The sequence below is a fragment of the Allobosea sp. OAE752 genome, assembly GCF_050433265.1.
In the GTDB taxonomy this organism is placed as follows: domain Bacteria; phylum Pseudomonadota; class Alphaproteobacteria; order Rhizobiales; family Beijerinckiaceae; genus Allobosea; species Allobosea spartocytisi.
In genome coordinates this window covers 484,884-507,314 of sequence record NZ_JBNPXO010000004.1, presented here as the reverse complement: position 1 = coordinate 507,314, position 22,431 = coordinate 484,884, and the positions used below count along the sequence as shown (strand labels likewise).

Annotated in this window: 18 protein-coding genes and 1 tRNA gene; 8 read left to right on the top strand and 11 right to left on the bottom strand. The window is 68.0% G+C overall.

All coding sequences use genetic code 11. The annotated features are described in order from the left end of the window. The first annotated feature begins 110 nt into the window (after positions 1-110). The 3 genes from GGC47_RS14040 to GGC47_RS14030 are packed head-to-tail and all read left to right on the top strand — an operon-like array spanning position 111 to position 2,802. The gene (locus tag GGC47_RS14040; RefSeq protein WP_429068420.1) at positions 111-803 is read left to right on the top strand and encodes a glutathione S-transferase family protein; all 693 of its coding nucleotides are present in this window, start codon (positions 111-113) and stop codon (positions 801-803) included. Then, positions 701-1,939, top strand: a complete 1,239-nt coding sequence (gene queG, locus GGC47_RS14035) for a tRNA epoxyqueuosine(34) reductase QueG (protein WP_142022196.1) — start codon at positions 701-703, stop codon at positions 1,937-1,939. Before GGC47_RS14040 ends, queG begins: the two co-directional genes overlap by 103 nt. Further along, positions 1,936-2,802 (top strand): SDR family oxidoreductase, encoded by an 867-nt coding sequence (locus tag GGC47_RS14030; protein WP_142022197.1) that lies wholly within the window; start codon positions 1,936-1,938, stop codon positions 2,800-2,802. Before queG ends, GGC47_RS14030 begins: the two co-directional genes overlap by 4 nt. A 7-nt stretch (positions 2,803-2,809) precedes the next feature. Here the strand turns inward: GGC47_RS14030 and olsB are convergent, their stop codons facing one another. The 5 genes from olsB to GGC47_RS14005 all read right to left on the bottom strand — a co-directional run bounded on the left by olsB (position 2,810) and on the right by GGC47_RS14005 (position 8,815). Then, positions 2,810-3,769 carry a l-ornithine N(alpha)-acyltransferase gene (gene olsB, locus GGC47_RS14025; RefSeq protein ID WP_051988394.1) on the bottom strand — a complete coding sequence of 320 codons (960 nt, stop codon included), beginning with the start codon at positions 3,767-3,769 and terminating at the stop codon, positions 2,810-2,812. A gap of 99 nt (positions 3,770-3,868) precedes the next feature. Further along, positions 3,869-5,950, bottom strand: coding sequence for an ATP-binding protein (locus GGC47_RS14020; RefSeq protein ID WP_142022198.1), 2,082 nt, complete (start codon positions 5,948-5,950; stop codon positions 3,869-3,871). 141 nt (positions 5,951-6,091) lie between these two features. After that, complete coding sequence (locus tag GGC47_RS14015; RefSeq protein ID WP_038366872.1) at positions 6,092-7,630, bottom strand: YifB family Mg chelatase-like AAA ATPase; 1,539 nt, start codon at positions 7,628-7,630, stop codon at positions 6,092-6,094. A 126-nt stretch (positions 7,631-7,756) separates the two neighbouring features. Then, positions 7,757-8,413, bottom strand: a complete 657-nt coding sequence (msrA, locus tag GGC47_RS14010; protein WP_112763795.1) for a peptide-methionine (S)-S-oxide reductase MsrA — start codon at positions 8,411-8,413, stop codon at positions 7,757-7,759. 81 nt (positions 8,414-8,494) lie between these two features. Beyond that, positions 8,495-8,815, bottom strand: coding sequence for a hypothetical protein (locus GGC47_RS14005; RefSeq protein WP_142022199.1), 321 nt, complete (start codon positions 8,813-8,815; stop codon positions 8,495-8,497). A gap of 246 nt (positions 8,816-9,061) precedes the next feature. On the opposite strand from GGC47_RS14005, the gene GGC47_RS14000 reads away from it, so the two are divergent. Further along, positions 9,062-9,151: transfer RNA gene (locus tag GGC47_RS14000), tRNA-Ser, on the top strand. A 370-nt stretch (positions 9,152-9,521) separates the two neighbouring features. Here GGC47_RS14000 and GGC47_RS13995 read toward each other — a convergent pair. Together GGC47_RS13995 and GGC47_RS13990 are read right to left on the bottom strand one after the other, a co-directional pair. Further along, complete coding sequence (locus tag GGC47_RS13995; RefSeq protein ID WP_142022200.1) at positions 9,522-10,778, bottom strand: hypothetical protein; 1,257 nt, start codon at positions 10,776-10,778, stop codon at positions 9,522-9,524. After that, a complete protein-coding gene (locus GGC47_RS13990; RefSeq protein WP_142022201.1) occupies positions 10,775-11,914 on the bottom strand; it encodes a glycosyltransferase family 4 protein in 1,140 nt (379 codons plus the stop codon). The genes GGC47_RS13995 and GGC47_RS13990 overlap by 4 nt, the downstream gene beginning before the upstream one ends. A 172-nt stretch (positions 11,915-12,086) precedes the next feature. Between GGC47_RS13990 and GGC47_RS13985 the strand changes: the two genes are divergently transcribed. Both GGC47_RS13985 and GGC47_RS13980 read left to right on the top strand, forming a co-directional pair. Beyond that, positions 12,087-13,256, top strand: a complete 1,170-nt coding sequence (locus GGC47_RS13985) for a DUF1972 domain-containing protein (RefSeq protein ID WP_142022202.1) — start codon at positions 12,087-12,089, stop codon at positions 13,254-13,256. Then, positions 13,253-14,497: a glycoside hydrolase family 5 protein gene (locus GGC47_RS13980; protein ID WP_142022203.1), complete on the top strand. Its 1,245-nt coding sequence runs from the start codon at positions 13,253-13,255 to the stop codon at positions 14,495-14,497. The genes GGC47_RS13985 and GGC47_RS13980 overlap by 4 nt, the downstream gene beginning before the upstream one ends. Here the strand turns inward: GGC47_RS13980 and GGC47_RS13975 are convergent. Together GGC47_RS13975 and GGC47_RS13970 are read right to left on the bottom strand one after the other, a co-directional pair. Beyond that, positions 14,439-15,791, bottom strand: coding sequence for a VpsF family polysaccharide biosynthesis protein (locus GGC47_RS13975; RefSeq protein ID WP_185747965.1), 1,353 nt, complete (start codon positions 15,789-15,791; stop codon positions 14,439-14,441). The two genes, GGC47_RS13980 and GGC47_RS13975, sit on opposite strands and share 59 nt — an antisense overlap. A 41-nt stretch (positions 15,792-15,832) precedes the next feature. Next, positions 15,833-17,971: a GumC family protein gene (locus tag GGC47_RS13970; protein ID WP_081925492.1), complete on the bottom strand. Its 2,139-nt coding sequence runs from the start codon at positions 17,969-17,971 to the stop codon at positions 15,833-15,835. A 206-nt stretch (positions 17,972-18,177) separates the two neighbouring features. On the opposite strand from GGC47_RS13970, the gene GGC47_RS13965 reads away from it, so the two are divergent. Continuing rightward, entirely contained in the window at positions 18,178-19,674 is a 1,497-nt protein-coding gene (locus GGC47_RS13965) for a glucosamine inositolphosphorylceramide transferase family protein (protein ID WP_142022204.1), read from the top strand. Here the strand turns inward: GGC47_RS13965 and GGC47_RS13960 are convergent. Both GGC47_RS13960 and GGC47_RS13955 read right to left on the bottom strand, forming a co-directional pair. Then, complete coding sequence (locus GGC47_RS13960; protein ID WP_142022205.1) at positions 19,625-20,788, bottom strand: GNAT family N-acetyltransferase; 1,164 nt, start codon at positions 20,786-20,788, stop codon at positions 19,625-19,627. The genes GGC47_RS13965 and GGC47_RS13960 overlap by 50 nt on opposite strands. After that, complete coding sequence (locus tag GGC47_RS13955; RefSeq protein ID WP_142022206.1) at positions 20,785-21,780, bottom strand: sterol desaturase family protein; 996 nt, start codon at positions 21,778-21,780, stop codon at positions 20,785-20,787. The genes GGC47_RS13960 and GGC47_RS13955 overlap by 4 nt, the downstream gene beginning before the upstream one ends. A 29-nt stretch (positions 21,781-21,809) precedes the next feature. Here GGC47_RS13955 and GGC47_RS13950 point away from each other — a divergent pair, with 29 nt between their 5' ends. Further along, complete coding sequence (locus GGC47_RS13950; protein WP_162720129.1) at positions 21,810-22,226, top strand: hypothetical protein; 417 nt, start codon at positions 21,810-21,812, stop codon at positions 22,224-22,226. Positions 22,227-22,431 lie beyond the last annotated feature (205 nt).

Sequence of the window (22,431 nt, the reverse complement as noted above, 5' to 3'; positions counted from 1 at the left end):
GGCGCTTTTCGGGCGTGATAAGAGCGGGCGCTGGACGCATAGCGGGGATTTTTCTGGCCTCTTGCCCCGCTCCGGCCGCATTTGACCCGCTTCAAGGCTTCATGAGTGCCATGGCGACGCTGTATCATTACCCGCTATGCCCGCATTCGCGCTTCATCCGTCTCGTGCTCGGTGAGTTCGGCATGGAGGCCGAGCTGGTCGAGGAGCGTGTCTGGGAGAGGCGGCGGGAATTTCTCGAGCTCAACACGGCGGGAACCACGCCCGTCTTCCAGGAGCAGAACGGCCTGGCCGTGCCCGGCGCCGGGCCGATCGCCGAATATCTCGACGAGACGCGCGGGCTCGCTCTCGGCGACCGCCGGCTCCTGCCCGAGGGGCCGGGCGAGCGCGTCGAGGTGCGCCGGCTGCTCGACTGGTTCAACCTGAAGTTCCATGAGGAGATCACCGGACCTCTGGTCCTGGAGAAGGTGATGAAGCGCTTCATGAGCCGCGACGAAGGCGGGGGTCCGCCGGAGATGGGCGCGATCCGCGCGGCGCGTTCCAATGTGCGCTATCATCTGCGCTATATCTCCTGGCTGCTCGCCAAGCGGAACTGGCTGGCGGGCGCCGGGCTGAGCTATGCGGACCTCGCCGCGGCGGCGCATCTTTCCTGCGTCGACTATCTCGGTGACGTGCCCTGGGAAGAGGACGAGACGGCGCGCGCATGGTACGCCCGAATCAAATCGCGGCCGAGCTTCCGGCCGCTGCTGAGCGACCGGGTGCCGGGCATGGCTCCGAGCGCCCATTACGACAATCTGGACTTCTGAGCGGCGAGGCGCTGAAGCGCGCCATTGCCGCGCGTGCCCGCACCGAGGGCTTCGCCGCGATGCGCGTCGCGGCGGCCGATGCGATTCCGCTCGCGCCGGGCCGGCTCAAGGCCTGGCTCGAGGCCGGCTATCACGGCGACATGGCGTGGATGGACGAGCGCACCGCCCAGCGCGCCGATCCGCGGGCGCTGTGGAGCGAGGTCCGTTCCGTCATCATACTCGGGATGAACTATGCCGGCGAGGGCGACCCGCTCGCCATGCTCGCCCACCCCGACAAGGGCGCGATCTCGCTCTATGCCCGGCGGCGCGACTATCACGACGTCATCAAGGGCAAGCTCAAGAGCGTGGCCGGGCTGCTCGCGGCGCGCGGCGGCGGCGACGTCAAGGTGTTCGTCGATACCGCCCCGGTCATGGAGAAGCCGCTGGCGCAGGCTGCCGGGCTCGGCTGGCAGGGCAAGCACACCGTGCTCGTCTCGCGCGAGCACGGCTCCTGGCTCCTGCTCGGCGCGATCTACACCACAGCCGAATTGCCGACCGACGAGCCCGAGCGCGACCATTGCGGCTCCTGCCGGCGCTGCCTCGACATCTGCCCGACCGCGGCCTTCCCGGCTCCTTACCAGCTCGATGCGCGCCGCTGCATCGCCTATCTCACCATCGAGCATCCCGGCCATATCGATGCAGAGCTGCGCAGCGGCATCGGCAACCGCATCTTCGGCTGCGACGACTGTCTCGCTGTCTGCCCCTGGAACAAGTTCGCCGAAAGCGCGCAGGAAACCCGCCTCGCCCTGAAGGACGAGCTCGACGGGCTGTCCCTGGCCGAGCTCGCCGGCCTCGACGATGCGGCCTTCCGCACGCTCTTCGCCGGCACGCCGGTGAAGCGGACCGGGCGCGACCGCTTCCTGCGCAACGTGCTGATCGCAATCGGCAATAGCGGCCGGCCGGAGCTGGCCGCCAGTGCCCTTGTGCATCTCGACGCGCCCTCCCCGCTGGTGCGTGCGATGGCGGTCTGGGCGCTCGGCCGCCTCGATCCGGCGCAGGCTGCCCTCTTGGCGCCGACGAGCCTGCGCACGGAAACCGACCATCAGGTGCAGGCCGAATGGGCCGCCCTGCTCCCGCAGACGGAAGATGCCGCATGAAACTGCTGATCCTCGGCCTCGGCTATTCGGCCGGCTTCTTCGCGCGCGCCGCGCTCGCTCGCGGCTGGGAAGTGACCGGCACCTCCCGCTCGGCCGAGCGGGCCGCGGAGCTCAGCCGCGAAGGCATCCGCACGCTGGTCTTCGGCGGCTTCGCAGTCTCGTCCCCGCTCGCCAAGGCCGTGGCGGAGGCCGAAGCCGTGCTCGTCTCGGTCCAGCCGGGCGAGGACGGCGACCCCGTGCTGCAACGGCTGCGCACCGAACTCGCCACCGCGCCGGCGCTGCGCTGGATCGGCTATCTCTCGACCATCGGCGTCTATGGCGACCAGGGCGGCGCCTGGATCGACGAAAGCCAGCCGGTGAATCCGGGCAGCGCCCGCAACAGGCTGCGCGTCGCGATCGAAGAGGACTGGCTGGCGCTGGGGCGCGACAGCGGCAAGGCCGTGCAGATCTTCCGCCTTTCCGGCATCTACGGTCCCGGCCGCAACCCCATCGCCAAATTGCGCGAGGGCAAGGCGACGCGGCTCGTCAAGCCGGACCAGGTCTTCAACCGCATCCATGTCGACGACATAACCGGCATCCTGATGGCGTCGCTCGCGCAGCCGCGCAACGGCGCGATCTACAACGCGACCGATGATGAGCCGGCTCCGCCGCAAGATGTCGTCAGCTTCGCCGCGGGGCTGACGGGGCTGAAGCCACCGCCCGAAATCCCTTTCGCCGAAGCGAAGCTCTCGCCGATGGCCGCGAGCTTCTACGGCGAGAACAAGCGGGTCTCGAATGCGCTGGTGAAGCGGGAACTCGGCTACGCCTTCCGCTATCGGACCTATCGCGAAGCGCTGAAGGCGCTGGCCGCAGCCGGCGAATGAACGGCCGTCAGGCGGCGTAGCGCGAGTTCTCGCCGCCGTAATACTGGGCATAGCGCCTGTCGATCGCCGAGACGGGCAGCACGACGAGCACATCGGTCGTTCCGAACTGGCGGTCGATGACCGCGCCGGAGCCGAAGCGGGCGCCGAGCCTGAGATAACCTTTGATCAGCGGCGGCATCTGCTTCAGCGCGAGCTTGTAGTCGACCATCTCCGCGGGCAGCCGGTCCATGCCGACGAGATGCTCGGGATGCGCCTCAGCACTCCATTCGCCCTGCGAGCGGGCATGGTGGTGCAGGAAGCTCAGCGGCAAGGCGAGCGCGTCAGGGTCGGTGCCGTCGAAGGAGGCGCAGCCGAACATGGCGTCGATGCGGTGATGCTCCAGATAGGCCCAGATACCGGACCAGAGCAGCTCGACGGTGCGTTTGTTGCGGTAAGGCTGCAGCACGCAGGAGCGGCCGAGCTCGAGGAAGCGCTGGCCGGGATGGCGTGCCAGCAGGGGCGCGAGATCGAACTCGCTTTGCGTATAGAAGCCGCCCAGCCGATTCGCCGCGCTCTGCCGCATCAGGCGGTAGGTGCCGACGACCTTCGGCTTGATGCCGCCGAAACGGCCCTTCGCCGCGTGATCGATGACGAGCAGATGATCGCAGGCCTTGTCGAAGCGGTCGGCATCGCGGCGGAACATGCGGGCGACCACGTCGGGCTTCGCCGACATTTCCTGATAGAACACGCGGTAGCGCAGCCGCTGCGCGCGCCAGATCTCGCGGGGGCCGCGCGCCAGCCGGACTTCGAGCGAGCCGAGCCGACCCAGGCTCCCCGAAAGCGGCGCTGATTCGCCGGCTTCCAATCCGTAACGGCGCATCGCCCCGCCCGTGATGAGCATCATCGGAGCGAGGCGCGAAAGCAGGGGATTGCCGGCGGAAAACCGGGCCGGCAGCGCGTTCGATCGCTCAGAAACGTGCAATGCCATCGCCTGTCTCACCCTCTAAGCCGCTTCCGGCATCCGGGAAGGCTTGCTCCGCGCATCTTACAACTTCGCGACAAAACTGCGTCGAAGCGGTGACGCCCGTCAAGCCGACAATGTCCGCGAGGCCTCCTTGCCGAGGTGATCGAGCCAGCGCAACAGCGCCGCGCGCTCGAGCGGTTTGGCGAGACAATCATCCATTCCCGCGGCGAGCGCGGCCTCGCGATCCGCCGCCGAAACATTGGCCGTGACGGCCAGCAGCGGCAAGCGCCGGATGCGGCCACGCTCCGCTTCCAGCGTCCGCACGGCACGGGCGCAGTCCAGCCCGGTCATCACCGGCATGCGGATATCGAGAAGCGCGAGATCGAGCGGCGCTGCCGCGCCGGCGAGGCTGGCCTCGATCCGCTGCAGGGCCTCGCGCCCGTCGCGGACCCAGATGACCGAGGAGCCGAGACGCTCCAGCGTCCGCGTCAGCAGCAGCGCATTGATCTCGTTATCCTCCGCGACGAGGATGTTGAGGGGCTTGCGCACCGGCGATCTGGCGGCGTGGCTCTTGCCTGTAGCCGGCAAGGTTTGGGGAAAGCGCGTACCCAGCCGCTCATAGAGCGAGCGGGCGCGGACGGGCTTGATGAGGAAGCCCGAGAATCCCGCGGCCTGCGGCGAGCCGAACTGGCGCCGTGCCAGCGACGACAGCAGGATCAGGCAATCGCGGATGCCCGCCTCCCGCACCGTTTCCGCCAGCTCCTTCGCCGCGCCGTCGCCGAGCGCATGGTCGATCAGCACCGCGGTCACCGGGCGTTCGCCGGCAAGGGTCGCCCGTGCCGCCTCCACGGAGGCCGCGACGGAGACCGCCGCGCCCGTGGCCCGGATCGACTCCCACAGGAAGCGCGCCGCGAAGGGCGCAGGCGAAGCGAGCAGGACATGCTGCTCCGGCCAATGCGGGATCGGCACCGTCTCGGCGCCCGGCGCCGCGGCCAGCGGCAGGATCACGCGGAAGCTCGCGCCCTCGCCGAGGCGGCTCTCCGCCCGGACCTCGCCCTCCATCAGCCCGACCAGCCGCCGCACGATGGCGAGGCCGAGGCCGGTACCGGCATGGCGGATTCCGGGGCCATGGTCCAGTTGCTCGAACTCCCCGAAAATGACCTCGAGCCTGTCGGCCGGAATGCCGGGCCCGGTATCGGAGACCAGGATCTCGACCATTCTCCCCACCCGCCGCACGCTCAGGCCGACGCCGCCGGCATCGGTGAACTTGACGGCGTTGCCGACCAGATTGAGCAGGATCTGCCGCAGGCGGTCGCGATCGCCGACGAGCTGCGCCGGCAGTTCCGGCGCGATATAGGCCGCAAGCTCGATTCCCTTGGCCTGGGCCCGGGGAGCCATCAGCTCGGAGACCGTCTCGACCAGCTGGACGACATCGAAGGGTTCCTCGACGAGCTCCAGCCGGCCAGCTTCCACCTTGGCGAAGTCGAGGATGTCGTCGACGAGGGCGAGCAGCGCCTCGCCGGAGATGCGCAGGGCCTGGACATAGGTCGACTGCTCGCCATCGAGGCCGGTGTCGGCCAGCAGATCGGACATGCCGAGGATGCCGTTCAGTGGCGTGCGGAATTCGTGGCTCACCGTGGCGAGGAAGCGCGACTTCGCCTCATTGGCGGCCTCGGCCCGGGCGCGCGCCTCGACCAGCGCGTCTTCATCGGCGATACGGGCGGAGATGTCGCGGCCGACGCGTTGGATCAGGGTACGGCCGCCTGGGCCTGGAACCGCCGTCTCGATCCAGGCGATCCAGCGCTCCCCGACATAGGTCGCGAGGCATTCGTCGAAACTGCGGGCTCCGCCGTCGAGCGTCCGCAGCGCCCGCGAGGCGAGCTGCGGCAATTGCGCCTCGCTGCCGACGAGATCGTTCTCCTCGGCACCGAACAGCGCGGCATAGGCGGTATTCGCGTAGATGATGCGGGCCCCGTCGCGCTGGACGATGAAATCGCCCTGAGCCTCGACCAGGCTGCGATAGCGCTGCTCGCTATCGGCCAGCGTCCAGAGCTGGTCGTTCAGCGTCTCGACCTCATGGGTGAGCGATGCAAGCTGGCGGCGTGTGCGCGCCAGCTGCCTCAGCGCGAGGACGCCGCCCGTTCCCAGCAGGGCGACGATGACGGCGGCAGCGATGACGAACCATGTCCAGGACGAGAGAGCCATGCTCCCCGTCTAAGGCCGCCGCCCTGAAAAAAGCCGCTTGAGGAAAGCGCGATTTTGCCCGCGGACTTCAAGCAAGGCTTAACCCTGAGGGGAGCCCAGAAGCGTCGGCCTTTCCCGAAAACCGCGCGGACGATGCCGTCGCTACGCCGCCTGCGCCAGCTCCCCGCCGCGCGTGCGATAGGACAGCGCCTCGGCGAGATGCAGCCGGCCGACCTTCGCCTCGCCGTCCAGATCGGCGAGCGTGCGCGCGACCTTCAGCACGCGGTGATAGGCACGGGCGGTGAGCCGCAGCGCCTCGGCCGCATCCCTCAGCAGGGCAAGGCCGGCATTGTCGGGACGGGCGATCTCCTCCAGCACCGGTCCCGGGCAGGCGGCATTGGTGGTGACGTGGCCAAGCCCGAGCGCCTCGAAGCGGGCGCCCTGGAGCGCCCTCGCCGCCGCGACGCGCGCCGCCACCTCGGCGGAGCCCTCGCTGGCGGCCGGCAGGATGAGGTCGGCGGCAGTGACCGCCGGCACGTCGATCGCGATGTCGATCCGGTCGAGCAGCGGGCCGGAAATCCGGGCCTGGTACTGCGCCATGCAGCGCTCGTTCGGCTGGCGCCGGCAGGCATAGCCCGGCTCCGTCGCCTTGCCGCAGCGGCAGGGATTCATCGCCGCGACGAGCTGGAAGCGCGCAGGGTAGACGGCACGATGGTTCGCCCGCGAGATCAGCACGTCGCCGGTCTCCATCGGCTGACGCAGCGCATCGAGCACCTGCGGCTGGAACTCGGGCAATTCGTCGAGAAAAAGCACGCCGTGATGGGCCAGCGAGATCTCGCCGGGCTTCGCCTGCAGGCCGCCGCCGACGAGCGCAGCCATCGAGGCCGAGTGATGCGGCGCGCGGAAAGGGCGCCGATCGGTCAGGGCACCCCCGGCGAGATGGCCGCCGACGGAGAGCACCATCGAGACCTCCAGAAGCTCGCGTGGCGTCAGCGGCGGCAGGATCGAAGGCAGGCGGCTCGCCAACATCGACTTGCCGGCGCCGGGCGGCCCGTTCATCACGAGATTATGGCCGCCGGCCGCCGCGATCTCGAGCACGCGCTTCGCGCTCTCCTGGCCCTTGATGTCGGCGAGATCGGGCAAGGCCCCGCTCTGGCGCGCCACGGCCGGCTCGGGCCGCGCCATCACCTGCGTGCCCTTGAAATGATTGGCGAGCTGGATCAGCGAGCGCGGCGCCAGGATGTCGATATCGGCCGCCGCCCAGGCCGCCTCCGGGCCGGTCGAAGCCGGGCAGATCAGCCCCTGCCCGCGATCATAGGCCGCGATCGCGGCGGGCAGCACGCCGGCGACGGCCGCGATCGAGCCGTCGAGAGCGAGCTCGCCGAGCACGGTGTAGCCGGCCAGGGCATCCGGCGGGAGCGCGCCGATGGCCGCCATCACGGCGAGCGCGATCGGCAGGTCGTAATGGCTGCCTTCCTTCGGCAGATCGGCCGGCGCGAGGTTGACGGTGATGCGCTTGGCCGGCAGGGCCAGTCCCGAGGCGATGAGAGCCGCCCTGACGCGCTCCCGGCTTTCGGCGACGGCCTTGTCGGGCAGGCCGACGAGGACGAAGGCGACGCTGCCGGAGGAAACCTGCACCTGCACGTCGACGGCCCGCGCCTCGATGCCCTCGAACGCCACCGTCGCGACCCGCGTCACCATCTCAGCCCACCCCGTTCCCCAGCGAAACGCTAGCGGAGCTTCGAGCCCAGCGCAAGAACATATAGAGAACTGACAAAAAAGGGCGCCGCTGACAGCGCCCTTCCCCGGAACTCCGATCCTTTCGCCTCAGGCGTGGACGCCAAGGCCGATCTGGCAGGCGACGCCCGTTCCGCCCAGGCCGCAATAGCCGGCCGGATTCTTGGCGAGATATTGCTGGTGGTAGTCCTCTGCGAAATAGAAGGGCGGCGCCTCGCGGATCTCGGTGGTGATCGGCCCGTAGCCATTCGCCGCCAGCGCCTTCACGTATTCGTCGCGGGAGCGTTCCGCCGCCGCACGCTGCGCGTCGTCGAAGACATAGATCGCCGAACGGTACTGCGTGCCGATGTCATTGCCCTGGCGCATGCCCTGGGTCGGGTCGTGATTCTCCCAGAAGGCCTTGAGCAGATCCTCATAGGAGATCTTGGCCGGATCGTAGACGACGAGCACGACCTCGGTGTGGCCGGTCATGCCGCTGCAGACCTCCTCATAGGTCGGGTTCGGGGTCTCGCCGCCGGCATAGCCGACGGCCGTCACCCAGACGCCGTCACCCATCTGCCAGAACTTCCGTTCCGCGCCCCAGAAGCAGCCGAGCCCGAACACGGCCTGGCGCAGGCCTTCCGGATAAGGGCCAGCGAGGCGATGGCCGTTGACGAAATGGGTTTCGGCGGTGGGGATCGCCGCGGCGCGCCCGGGCAGCGCTTCGGCCGCGGTCGGCAGTGAAGTCTTCTTGCGCAGGGAGAACATCGTCGGCTCCGTTCCGTTCAACTCGACGCCTTATGTAAGCATCGAAACGGCCTCTGCACAGGATGCCGCGTCGCAGCCCGTTCACCGACGCGTGACGATCCCGATCCGGGGCTCGGGAGGCCTAGCGAGCCAAAGCAGGGCAAAGCCGACCAGGAGCGCCACGAGCGCGGCCGGCGCCTGCATCACGGAAAGCAGCACCGGATCCCATAGCAAGGGGTGGATGTCGCGCTCGATCATCGGGCCGAGCAGCCGATAGCGCTCGTGCAGCAGCGCCGCGAGGACATCCCCCACCGTGGTGAAGCGCAGCAGCGCATTCGCGATCGAACGCGCGCCATCGATGACCAGAATGATAAAGCCCGCAGCGACGAGAAGATATCCGACAAGCCTGACCAGAAACCGCACAGCTCAGCCCTCTGCGTCCACGCCTTCGCCTTCGGCACGGGCCTGCCACCGCGCCGACCAGAGATGTGCGCGTGCCGACCGCCGAGCGCAACCCGCCCGGGACGATTTCCGCCGGATCGCGCCAAGCGCGCATCGCTTCGCGAGGCGGGCGAACAGCGGAGCCCGCGGCCTGATCGCAAGGGATTGTGAAAACACTGCGACTCGGCCCTTGAAAGATTACGCCTCGGCGGTCATAAGCAGCCCGCCGGACAGGTGGCCGAGTGGTTGAAGGCGCACGCCTGGAAAGTGTGTATACGGGAAACCGTATCGCGGGTTCGAATCCCGCCCTGTCCGCCAGCTGGTTTCAGCTTTCCCGCATATGCGGTGTGCCACGCCCGATTCCGCGGAGCTTCCGTAGGTTCTTCCGTAGGTTAAAGGGTGGGGGCGATCCTCTCGAGAGGCTGGGCGCGCAGATATCCCGGCATCGCAGGGCCGCATTCTTGGGCTGGCCCGTGCCCGCTTCGGTTCGCCGCGAGAACCGAAGTGGCGTGAAAAAGCCTCCAGTAGCGTGCCCGATCCGCTTTCTGGGCCGTCGCGCGAGCGCCTGACGCGCTACCGGTGACGGCCCGTTGCCGACGTTTGCCAGCGAACCATCGATCTCAGGATTTCAGCCGAGGGGCGGCGCAGGCAAATCGATATTGCCTAGCTTGGAATTGGCTCGCCCCTCTCAGCGCCGGCTGGCGGCTTGCTCGGCTGCGCGCTGCCGTGGCCGGACGATCGCCCAGGAGCCGATGAGCACGATGACCTCCGAGAGCGCGCCGCCGAGCAGGGCCCAGGACGGCGGGACGGTCAGCAGCAGCACGAAGACGAGCAGCAGGCCGGCGGCGGCGGCGATGGCCGAGAGAATGGCGATGGAGCGGTAGTCCTGCGCGATTTCCAGCCAGATGCGCGGCATGACATAGAGCATCGGCAGGCTGCTCATCACCCAGGCCAGGACGGAAATCTTGAAGAAGCGCGTGCCTTCGAGGCTGTCGGGCTCGATGAAGGGCAGGGCGATCAGGACGACGATGCCGTAGAGGATGCCGAGGCAGGCGAGCGGCAGGGGCCAGCGCCGCAGCCGCTGCCCGACCTTGGTGAAATCGCGATGCGCCATGAGCTTGGAGAGCTCGGGATGCATCATGTTGGCGAAGGCGGTGGAGACGATGCGCAGCGGCACGAAATTGACCAGCGCCGCCGCGATCGGAGCATAGGCCGCGGGACCCGCCATCGCCGCGACCATCAAGGCCATGCCCTGGCCCTGGAGGTTGGTGATCGTTACGCTCAGCACCGACCATTTGAGCTCGCGCCAGAGCTTGCGGTAGCGCCGCCAGACATGCCGGCCGAAATTGATCCGCAGGGGGCGCCGCCGCGAGAGGATCAACAGCACCGCGATGCCGAGCGCGTTGGCTGCTGTCATCACCGCGAAGGTGTGCTGGAGGATATGGGTGCCGTCCCAGATCACCCAGGCGGTACCCGCTGCGCCGCAGAGGGTGAAGGTGAGATCGCTGAGGCTCACCAGCATCTGGCGATTGCGCGCAAACAGGACCGTGCGGACATGCGCGCGCATCGACCACAACCCGATGAAGGCCCCGCCGAACAGCGCGCCCTCGTCGAGCCAGACGCCGAGGACGCCGGTGACGACCAGGCCGAGCAGCAGCGACAGCAGCAGCGCAGCCGAACCGAAGGTGACCTCATAGGCGCCGGCCGCGCCGGAGCCGCGACTCTGGGCGATCGCGATGCTGGCAGGCAGCGCCGTGAAGGCGCGGATATAGGTCAGGCCGAGCCCGCCAACGACCATCACCAGGGCGAAGATGCCGTAGTCGCGGGCCGATACGGAATGCAGCAGCGCAATGTTGAGGCCGAGATGGAAGGCGCTCTGCATCGCCTCGCCGCCGACCATGACGACGAGTCGCAGCACGATATGGCGGATGGCCTGGAGGTTCATCGCGGGCGGCTCGAGCCCTGGCGAAGCATGTCGGCGGCCACCGCTGCGATCGCCTGCGCGACGGCCTGCTCGCTGAACAGGGCGTTGAAGCGTTCGCGACCGGCCTGCGCCATCGGCGCGAGAGCCTTCGGATGGCTGACGATGGCGGCGAGAGCCTGTGCCAGCGCGTCGGCATCCCCCGGCGGCAGGAGGCGGCCGGTGACGCCGTCGGCCACGACCTCGCGCAAACCGCCGATGGCCGAGGCGAGCGGCGGGCGGCCGAAGGCCATCGCCTCGATCGCGACGCGGCCGAGCGATTCGGGCCGGCGCGACGGCACGGTCACGACATCCGCCCAGCGATAGAGCGGGGTCGGATCGTCGAGGAAGGGCTCGACGCTGACATGGGAGGCGAGGCCGGCGCTGGTCACGGCTTCGCGCAAGGCAATTTCGAGGCCGGGATCCTCGAAGGCGCTGCCGACGATGCGGGTCTCGATGCGCTCGCGGATCTCCGGCGGCAGGGATGCCAGCGCCGCGAGCAGGACTTCCTGGCCCTTGATGCGATTGATCCGGCCGAGCATCAGCACGCGCAAGGGGCGCTGCCCGTCATAGTCGGTCGGTGCCCAGTCGGCAGGGCCGGCGACGCCGTTATAGATGACGTCGGAGGGGATACCGGGCGGAGCCTCGAAGGCCTCGCGCGTCGCACGGGAGTTGAAGATCAGGCGGGCGCGACCCCAGAGGATCAGCCGCCGCAGCAGCGTGCGGGTCGCGCCTTCCGGGATCTCGTGGATGTGCTGGAGTGCCTTGCCCGGAAAGAACCGGGCGGCCAGCACATGGTCCACGATGACCGAGGTGTTGATGTAGACGAGGTCCGAGCGCCTGAAGCGGCGGGCAGCTCGGAAGATGGCGCGGGGCAAGGCGATCGGCGCGGTCGCGACCAGCCGCGGCAGGTCCTTGCGGCGGAGCACCCAGAGCGGCTCGACGACGATCCGGCTCGCGTTGCCTTCGAGCAGCCGGCGGATCGGCCCATCGCGCGGCAGCACGACTTCGATCTCAGCCGAAGGGTAGGCCTGGCGCAGCGCCGCGACGCTTTCGGCGAAGCTGCGGTCCGAGCCGTAGAGTTCGTACCCTTGATGTATGCAGGCGATACGGAGCGTCACGATCCAATTCCGTTCGAGGCCGCGTCGGTCCGTTCTGGACAAGGTCGCAATCCGGGAAAGCCCGTCCTAACCATTCCGGATGAAAGGAAGATAAATCACGGAAATTCAAGGCATAATGAAATTGCGACGCTTTGCCTGCGCCGGTGCGTGGGTCGGTTTGGACAGATTGAAAATGGACACTCCTCCCACCCTGCTGATCCTTGGAACACGCGGGATTCCGGCAGCGCATGGCGGTTTTGAGACCTTTGCGGAGAAACTTGCTCTGTTTCTCGTCGAGCGTGGCTGGCGCGTGGGCGTCTACTGCCAGGACGAGGTTCCGACCGTCACGCAACGGTTTCGCAGCGAGATGTGGCGCGGCATCGAGCTGATCCGGACGCAGGTCGCATCGGACGGACCGAAGGCGACGCTCGAATTCGACTGGCATTGCGTGCGGGATGCGGCACGACGCGACGCGGTGAGCCTCGTGCTCGGCTATAACGGGGCGGTCTTCTTGCCCTATCTCCGGCTGGCCGGGCGCAAGATCTTCACCAACATGGACGGCATCGAATGGCGTCGGCCAAAATGGTCCTTTCCGGTCCGCGCCTGGTTCTGGCTCAACGAATGGATCGCGGCCTGGTCGTCCAACCGGCTGGTGGCCGACCATCCCATCATCGCCGACCATCTGGCAACGCGGCGCCCGCGCTCGGCGACAGCCATGATCCCTTATGGCGGCGTGCCGATCCCGTCGGCACCGGTGGCTCCCCTGGCGAAGCTCGGCCTCGAAAGCGGCCGCTATCTCGTCTCGATCGCCCGGATCGAGCCGGACAATTCGATCCTGACGCTGGTCGAGGCGTTCTCGCGCGAGCCGCGCGGCATGAAGCTCGTGGTCCTCGGCACGTTCTCGGACAAGATCGCGTATCACCGCGAGGTCATGGCCGCGACCGGGCCAGAGGTGCTGACGCCCGGCGGGATCTATGATGCCAGCATCGTGCAGGCGCTGCGCTTCCACGCACGCGCCTATATGCATGGTCATACGGTCGGCGGCACCAATCCGTCGCTGGTCGAGGCGCTCTGGGCCGGCAACCCGGTCATCGCGCATGACAATCCCTATAATCGCTGGACGGCGGGCGAGGCCGGGCTTTTCTTCAAGGATGAGGCCAGCTGCTCCGAGGCGATCGGCAGGCTGATCGCCGACGACATTCTCGCCGGGCGTCTGAAGAAGGCGGCCTTGTCGCGGGCGCAGGAAAAGTTCAGGTGGCAGGCCGTGCTCGAGCATTACGAGCGCGAGGCGCTGGCCTTGACGGGTGGGGCCGCGGCACCCGAACTGGCTGCCGTCAAGCTGGCCGACAAGAGCTCCGGATGAGCTTCAGCCGCCGGGCCGTCCTGGCGGGAGGCGTCGGGGCAACGCTGCTCGGCGCGAGACCGGCGCAGGCCGTACAGCCGCTCGTTCTTCGGCGCGGGATCAATCTATGGCCGTGGTTCTCGCTGACGCGGGAATTTCCGGCGCCGCGTACCGATTACGATTGGCCGCCCTTCCAGCTCGATCGTCCCGTTCCGACCGCGCGCGATCTCGGCCGGTTGCGCCGGGCGGGCTTCGATTTCGTGCGCATCCCCGTCGATCCCGGGCCGATCCTGGCCGCTGCGCCGCGCGAGCGGGCGATCCTGCTGGATCAGGTCATGGCGGCGGTCGCGCAGGCGCTCGGCCAGGGTTTCGCCGTCGTCCTCAATCTCCATGCCAATGCGGCCACGCATCACTGGACGCCGGCCCGTCTCTTCGGCAGCGAGGCCGCGCCGGGCTTTCCTGGCTATCTCGCTGTCATCGCGGAACTGGCGAGGCGGCTCGTGCGGCTGGGGCCGGACCGTGTCGCGCTCGAACCCGTCAACGAGCCGTTCCAGGCTTGCGGCGCCACCGAATGGGATCGGCTCCAGCGACGCATGCTCGGCGCCGCGCGAAGTGCTGCTCCCGATCTCACCCTGGTCGCGACGGGGGCTTGCGGCAGCATGATCGCCGGGCTGGAGCCGTTGAAGGCGAGCGCGCTCGCCACCTTCGAGCCGCTGCTCTTCACCTTCCATTTCTACGAGCCCTACCTGTTCTCGCATCAGGGCGCGAAATGGATGAGCGAGCCGTTCTATCCCGCGCTCAACGCGGTGCCCTGGCCCGCGTCGCGCGGCACGCTGGAGACGACGCTTGCTGCCGTCCGCGCCCGGATGGCGGAGCTCGGCCAGCCGGCATCGGGGAGCGGCGCCGCGACCTATCGGGAGACCGAGCGGGTGCTGAAGGAGTATTTCGACGCCCGGCCGGACCGCCCCTTCATCGAGGGCTATCTGCGCCAGGTCCGGGCCTGGGCGCAGCGCGAAAGCGTCGCGCCCGGCCGCGTCCTGATGGGCGAATTCGGGGCGGTCCGGACAGGCGCGGGCATCGCCGCATCGGCCCCCGCCGACCGCGCGCGCTATGTCAGGGATGTTCGAACGAGCGCCGAAGCGCTCGGTTTTCCCTGGGCATTCTGGAACCTGTTCGACAGCCTGGGGCTGCTGGTCGACGATGTCAGCCGGCAGCTCGACCCGGCCATGATCGAGGCGCTCGGGCTGAAGATGCCAGGCTGAGCGGCGCTGCCTTGGTCTGGCGCTCCGAGCGATAGAGGCAGAGCACCACGATCGCGAACTTGGCGGGCAGGTTCGTCTTCGTCGCGATGCTCTCCGAGCCGTTCAGGAGGACGATCCAGACGAGCATCGGCAGCCAGACGCCGCCCGCCCGCCCGATCCGCGCGAGCTCGTACATGAACAGGCCGAAGGCCACGGTCACCAGCGCGGTGACGATCGCGCCCTGGTAGAGCGTCATGCGGATGAAGGGGTTCTCGATGCCCCATTCCAGGCCGTTGATACGCCGGAGCGTGTCGACGAGGTCGTTGTCGGGACCGAAGACGAGATCGCCCAGCGAGAACATGCCGAGCAGGTCGAGCATCTCCTTGCGCGCGTTGGCGCTGCCGCCATCGGAGACGAAGCGCGTCGCGAGGTCGTCGAAGAAGCCGATGGTTGCCAATCCGCCGATCGCGACCGGCAGCAGCGCCGCCAGCAGGCAGGCGATCGCGGCGCCGACGAGCGAGACCCGCCCGCCGCGCAACGAGGCGAACAGCATGGCGACGCCGTAGCAGAGGCCGAGCGCCAGCGAGACCAGCAGCGCCGTCCGGCCACCGAAGACGACGAGGGCGGCGCTCTGCAAGGCGATCAGCGTGCCGCGCACGGCCGGCGAGAGCGGGCGGGAGCCGCTGATCAACGCCATCAGATAGCACGCGGTGATCATGGCATTGGCCAGCGGATGGCCGTGCAGCGCGGCGGAGCGCGTGTCGGTCTCGAAGGCGATACCGTCGAAGCGGTAGGGGAAGAAGCGGGTCTGGGTGACGAATTCGACGAGCGCGAGCAGGGCGTTCAGCGTCATCACGACATGCAGCAGCGTGGTCAGTGTCGCCATGGTCTCGTCATCGGCGTCGGCGAGCAGGAAGACCAGCAGGCAGGCGGCGACATAGGTGTCGACCATGCCGCCGATGCCGGCGCCGCCGCGCAGGATGGTCACCACGATCACGGCGATGGTGACGACCAGCATCAGGAGCGTCGCCGGCCGGGCGCTGGCGAGGTGGATGGCGCGGCTGACCGGATCGCCGCTGGCGAGCACGCTCCAGCAGAAGAACAGAACGACCATATAGGTCGAGGGATGGATCTTGGTCGCGGCCGAGCCGGCGAGGCCGTCGTAATTGTAGCCGACGAGCCAGAGCATGCCGCCGGAGATGCAGAACAGCACGAGCACCGTGGCGATGAGGCCGATGCGGCTGATGCCGTCGAGCCGGGCCCAGCCCGGTGCCGCCCGCAGCCCGGCGGCGCGCATGAGGAGATTTTGCTGCATTTTCTTCACGCGAACCGGTGTCCACTTCGCTTGAAAATGCTCTAGCCGCGCCCGCCGGGATCGACGAGGATCGTGGCCGTGATCGAGCGGCCCATGATGCGCGCGGCCTCCATGGCCTGGACGATGTCCTGCTGGCGCGTGCCGTAGAGGCGTGCGACCAGCACGATCTCCTCGACCATGCCGACGAGCGGAGCGATCCTGACATTGCGGCCGAGCGCGCCGCCATCCATCACGACGAGGTCGAAATGCCGGCTGGCATCGGCGAGCATCCGCGCCGCGAAGGTCCGGCCGACATGCTTCTGCGGCGGGGCCTTGCGGCGCCCGCCGGACATCATCGCGACATCCTTGCTGGCGCCAAAATGGATCGATGACTCCAGGCTGCTTTCGCCGCGCAGCAGGTCCATCAGGCCGAGGCCGGTTTCCTCTGGCTCCTTTTCCAAATCGGCATCGATCAGCAGGACGCGCTCGCCCTGCCCGAGGGCTGCTTCGGCAAGCTGGTCCGTCACACGCTCGCGATCGACAGCGTCGCTTTCGACCGAGGTCAGGAGCAGGCTGCGCGCCGCAGCGGCAGCCGCTTCCGACGTATTGAACAGTCTGAGCAGGGCAAGCCCGGCCTCGCCATCGGGCCCGGACGGCGCGGGCGGCACCTTGCGCAGGCGCCAGCGCTGCTTCGCGGCGGGCTTGCCGGGGCGCAGCACGGCTATGACCGGCGCGCCCACCAGCGCCTCGGCCTGGGCGCGGGAGATGAGATGGGGCGCGGCATATTCGCGAATCAAGGCCAGGCCTGCGCCAAGTCCGAGCCCGAGCATTCCGGCTGCGGCGACGAGTGGCAGGGTCGGCGGCCAGCTCGCCTGCTGCGGCGCCTGGGCGCGGCTGATGATACGGGCATTGGTGGTGTCGAGATTGGCCTGCTCGCGCGTTTCCTGCGCGCGCAGCAGGAAATTGGCATAGACGGTGCGGGCAGCCTCCAGGTCGCGCTGAAGATCGCGCAGCCGGACCGAAGCCTGGTCCGCTCCCTGTGTCTGCTGTGTCAGGGCTTCCAGCTTGCTGACGAGGAGCTTCTCGTTGCCCTGCGCGCGCTCGTAATCGGTGCGGACGGATTGTTCGACGCGGGTGATCTCGGTCGCGATCATCCGGCGGATGGTGACGAGCTGGCTCTGGGCCGCCCCGATCGAGGGGTGGCGCGGGCCAAGCTGGCTCTGCAGGTCTGCACCGCGCAGGACGAGCGCCGCCTCCTGCTCGCGCAGTTTGGCGATGACGGGTGACTGGATCGCCTCGGTCGAGTTGCCGGCGAGGCTGCCGCCACGGTGCTGCTGGGCGATCTGCTCGACCTGGGACTTGAGCGCAGCCGTCCGGGCCTGCGCCGCCGAAAGCTGATTGCTGATTTCGCCGAGTTGCTGGTCGCTGATCAACCGGCCTGAGGAGGCGACGAGATTGTTTTCCGCACGGTAGCGTTCGACGGCGTTCTCGGCCTTCTCGACGCGCTTGCGCTGTTCGGCGAGCCGGGCAGTCAGGGAGTCGGCTGCCTCGGTGGCCGCCTTGCTGCGGGCGTCAGCCTGGTCGGCGAGATAGGCTTCGGCGATGGCATTGGCGAGCTTCGCGGATTTCTCCGCATCCTTCGTCGTCACGACGACGTCGACGACGAAGACCTTGTCGGCGCGCCGCACCGAGAACTTGCGGCGCAGGTTGGCGAGCGCCCGCGCCTCCGCGGGCGTCAGGCTGCCATCGGCATTCGGCGGGTCGGCCGCGACCCGGCCGAGCAGACGCGACAGCAGGCCCTGGCCGTTGAACTCGCTGTCCTCGGCGAGCTTGGTCGTGCGGATCGCGCGCATCAGCACGCTGGTGGACTGGATGACGCTGGCTTGGCTCTCGACCTGCGCCAGCCCGCCATCCGGCGAGACGGAGCTCGGATTGACGTCGTTGCTGACGACGTTGCGGTCCCGCGGGTCGATCAGGAGCTGGGCTGATGCCGTGTAGAGGGGCGAAGTCACGACGCCATAGGCCAGTGTCAGGCCTGCGAGCAGGCCGGCAATGGCCAGAATCATGAAACGGCGGTGCCAGAGGATGCGCCAGAGCTCGGAGATCTCGACAGCGCCATCCTGACGCCGGCGATAAGCCTCCCGAGGAGCCGGCTGCACCGCTTCCTCCTGCCGATGATCGGTCGCAGCCAGGCTGGCCATTCCTCTACTCTACCAACACAACAACGCCGGCACCGCGGCCTTTCCCGGTCGCGATACCGCTGGGGACAATGGCATCGAGTCCTTAACAAGCCCCGCTCTACCCCCGCGCCACTGCGCCGGCAGGGCTAACGAAATCGAAATCCCGACATGGCAGGCTACCCTCCGCTCGCGGGCCACTTGGTGCACGCAGCCGCGTGGGATGGGGCATGCGACTGAGGTTGACTATCGGTGCTTCGCCGTTGCGGCGATGGCATCTCCTGCTGATCGATCGCCTGCGGAGCATTCCGGGCCTCGAGCTGTCGCTCTGCCTGCCGGAGAGAGCTCCTGTCGACGGGAGCGGGCTCGGCCCTCTGTTTCGCGTCGAGGGCCTGCTCCATGGCTTGCGCCCCGACAGCCTGTTCGCCGTGGCTGAGCCCGGCGATGCGGCCGTTCCGATCAGCCGGCGGGCCGGCCTCGCCGATCTGATTCTCGATCTCGGGGACGGGAGCGCGGCGGGAGCCGGGCGGAGCTGGACCCTGCATTTCGACGGCAAGGCGGGAGAAGATGCTCTGGTCGCCGCCCTGCTCGGCGGCGGGATTCCCCTCGTCGAGCTCAGGGAAAGCGGCGATGTCGTCGCCGCGGGCCGGCCGGGCTCCGAAAACGGTCGCATCCTCCTGGCGAAGCTGGACGATATCCTTGCCCGGATCGTGACGCTGATCGTCGCCGCCATGGCCGGCGGACGATTGCACGTTCCGGTTCTGCCTGCGAACGAGACGGGGCCGCCGACGCCGCCCGCCGCGCCGGCCGGCATCGCGAAGACGGTCGTCAAGGCCGGTATCGGGAAGGCGATCGAGCTGGTCTACCGGACCTGCTTCCACGCGCCGCATTGGCGGGTCGGCTGGCGCAAGCTCGACGGGCCTGACCTGTTCACCCTGCAACGGCATCCGGATAGCGGCTGGACCGACCTGCCGGATGACGGCACCCGCTTCTATGCCGACCCCTTTCCGATCCTGCACAAGGGCCGGGTCACGCTCTTCGTCGAGGATTTCGCCCATGCGGCCGGCAAGGGCATCATCTCGGCGGTCGCGTTCGGGCCGGACGGACCGCTGGGCCGGCCCGAACCCGTGTTCGAGCAGCCGGGCCACCTGTCCTATCCCTTCGTCTTCGCCCGCGACGACGAGGTCTGGATGATCCCGGAAAGCTGCAGCGCGGCGCGGGTCGATCTCTTCCGCGCCACGGCTTTTCCGGGTGGCTGGGTGAAGGAGGCGACCCTGATCGAGGGGGTGGTCGCGAGCGACGCCACCCTCATCGAGCAGGATGGGCGGTGGTGGCTGTTCGCGACGGTGCGCGACGGCGGCGGCTCGTTCTCGGACGCGCTGCATCTGTGGTCGGCGCCGGATTTCCGCGGCCCCTGGACGCCGCATCCGCGCAATCCCGTGCTGATCGACATCGCCTCGGCTCGGCCTGCGGGGCGGATGGTACTGCGCAACGGGGAGTTGCTGCGCCCGGTGCAGGATTGCCGTCAAGGGTACGGCAAGGCGCTCGGCATCGCCCGCGTCACCCAACTCGACGACACGGGTTTCGCGCAGGAGGTCGAGACCATCCTGGAGGCGGGGGGGCCGCTCTGGCCCGGCCGCCGCCTGCACAGCCTGAACAGTGCCGGCGGGTTCGAGTTTATCGATGGCTCGGCGATGGTTCGGCGGAATCCGCTGGCGCGCCGGTAGCCGCCGGGCGCGAGCGCCAGTTCTTGATGGCGTGGCCCGCGCTGTCGGCGAGCATCGCCAGCCGGCCGACCAGCGTGCGCGCGCCCGTCACCGATTCCAGCGTCGCGGATTCCGTCGCAAAGCGCCGCTTGAAATCCTCGCCGCCGCACATGAAGTCGACCATCTCCAGCCCCTGGTCGATCGACCACTGGATATAGTCCATCATCAGGACCATGCCGGGCGAGGCACGCTCGAATTCCGGGTCGTAGGTGGTGATGAAGGCCATCATCCGGCGGCGCTGGACGACATTGATCGAGACGGCGACGACCGTGCCGGCCAGTTCCAGCACGAAGGCATGCAGGATGCCGAGCCGGGCCATGACGTCGACCAGCGCGGCGAGCGCAGGGGCGCCCTCGTCGAACAGATCGGAGGCGCGGCCATGCCGCTCCAGCCATTTGCGCTTGAGCGCGGCAACGCGAGTGAGCACCGGCTCCAGCGGCTCGTCGGGCGTCATCAGGCGGAAGCGAAGTTCGCCGGCTTCCTCCATGAATTTCCGGCCGCGTCGGTAGTTCTGCCGGGTCTTCTTCGACTGTGCCTCGAACCAGTCCGTGCCGCGCCGCCAGGGGCCGGCGACGCGATAGCTGATCTCGCTGCGGTGATTGGGGCGCAAGCGGCCGCTCGCGACGTCGGGCGCGATGATGCCCCGGATAACCGCATCCGGCAGGAGGCGGTTGAGGTAGAACATGTCGAAGCCGCCGGCCGCGGCGATCTCCCACCAAAGGGCGGTGACGGCGTCGCGGTTCCGGTCGGGCGCCAGGAGCGCATCGCCATAGTCGCTATGCTCCTTGGCGGCCCATTCGAGCACGGTGACGCTGCGGCGGCGGATCGTGGCCAAGGGCAGCACGGCCTCGAGCTCCGCACCGTTCCAGACCAGCCCGATCAGCAGGTCGCGATCGTCGCGCCGCGTCGCGGTGCGCCACCAGGCGTCGATCCAGGCGTGGCTCTGGAACACGAGCCCATCGGCGCGCCGCCACAGGTCGTCCCAGGCCGGCGCAAGCGCCGCGAGCCGCTCGTAGGAGGTGACGATCTCCAGTTCGCGGCCGGCTGCTGCGGAAACGCGCTTCCCCCCGGTCACGACTGGGTTTCCTCGATCTCGGGCGCGGTCTGCCGGGCCGCGCGGGGGCGCAGACGCAGCTTGATCTGGCGCCACATCCGCTTCAGCGGCATGAGATAGAGGCCCGAAAGCGACTGGTAGTCGCGGACATTGCGCTCCATCAGGCCGAACTTGAAGTCCTCGTCGGGCTTGGGCACGCAGAGCGTCCCGAAGAAGCGATCCCAGAACGAGAAGAGCAGGCCGAAATTCTTGTCGTAATGACGCGGATCGACGCTGTGGTGCAACTGGTGCCAGTGCGGGCAGAGCACGACGCTGTTGAGCGGCCCGAACGAGATCTTGAAATGCGTGTGCCTGACGAAATCCATCATCAGGATATTGCGCATCACATAGACGTTGATGCCAAAGACGGTAAGCTCGACGAGGTTGAGCGAGACAAGCGACCAGATGCCAAAGCAGATGCCGGGAATGACCCCGTCCCAGGCGCGGTTCATCAGTTCGTCCAGCGGGTGGACGCGGTCCTTGGTGATGCCGACCATCACCTCGGCGGAGTGATGGACCTTGTGCAGCTCCCACAGGATCGGGAAGCGGTGCTGCGCGACATGGTACAGGTAATAGGAGATGTCGTAGGCGAGCAGCATCGTCACGGTGAAGATCACCGTGGTGAGCGGGCCGGCCGGGCCGGGGATCAGGGGCGGATCGATGTGGAACAGCGTCGCCAGCACCCGGTTGGTCGCATAGCCGACCGCGACGACGAAGGTGATCCCCGCCGGCAGCATCAGGAAGGGCATGATCGCCTTGCGCGTAACCCAGAACAGCAGGTCCGCCTTCGCCGAAGGATGCATGATGATCTCATGCGGGAACACGAAATCGAAGAACTCGCGGAAGCTGCGCTCCTTCGTCGTCCTGAGATAGGCGACCAGCGCGCTGACGAGCGCCGTCAGCAGGAGCATTCCGGTCGCGATCAGGCTCGTCGCCGAGATCTTGTCGAGGATCTTTCCGACGAAGTCGGTCATTTGCGCAAACATCGGCATCTCAATCATCGATGCGGGGCCACATCTTTGGCACGCAGGTGATTAAGGCTTCGGCCGATGCGATGAAAGACCGTTGCTCAGGGTTAAGCCATTTCTGGTTAAGCCGGGGCGACCGCACTCGCAGAATGTCGAGCATCCATCCCGGCCTACATCGTGTCCTCCTAGACGAAGCTCCCAGCTCCGAGGAGTATCGAAACCCCCACAGCGAATTTGAGAACGAATATCTCTCCTACTATGCCCAGGCCGTCGCTACATATCGAAAGCGCCCACCCAGCGCGGCCGATTATGCTGCCGGCCGCGTGATTTCGGACGCAATCGACGGAGTGATCCACAATGCGGCGCGACGGGGTAACATCGACGACCTCGCGATGCAGAGTGAACTTGTTCGGCTGGTGAGCCTATATCTTGGGGATGATCGCCGCACCTAGGACGACCGCTTAGAGTGTCATTTCGCCCTCAGCTGAAACCGACTCCTTCCCGGCGAAAGACCAGATCTGGCCTACCTTGGTGAGCCACTTTGACCGGGTACGCATCCGCCCCCGCTGCTCTCAGCTTGTCGGCGGCCAAGCCTCGCTACGGTCTCGGCGATCGGCGCCGCTTTCGGAGCGCGCCGACTGCGGAGGCTGCCGAGCT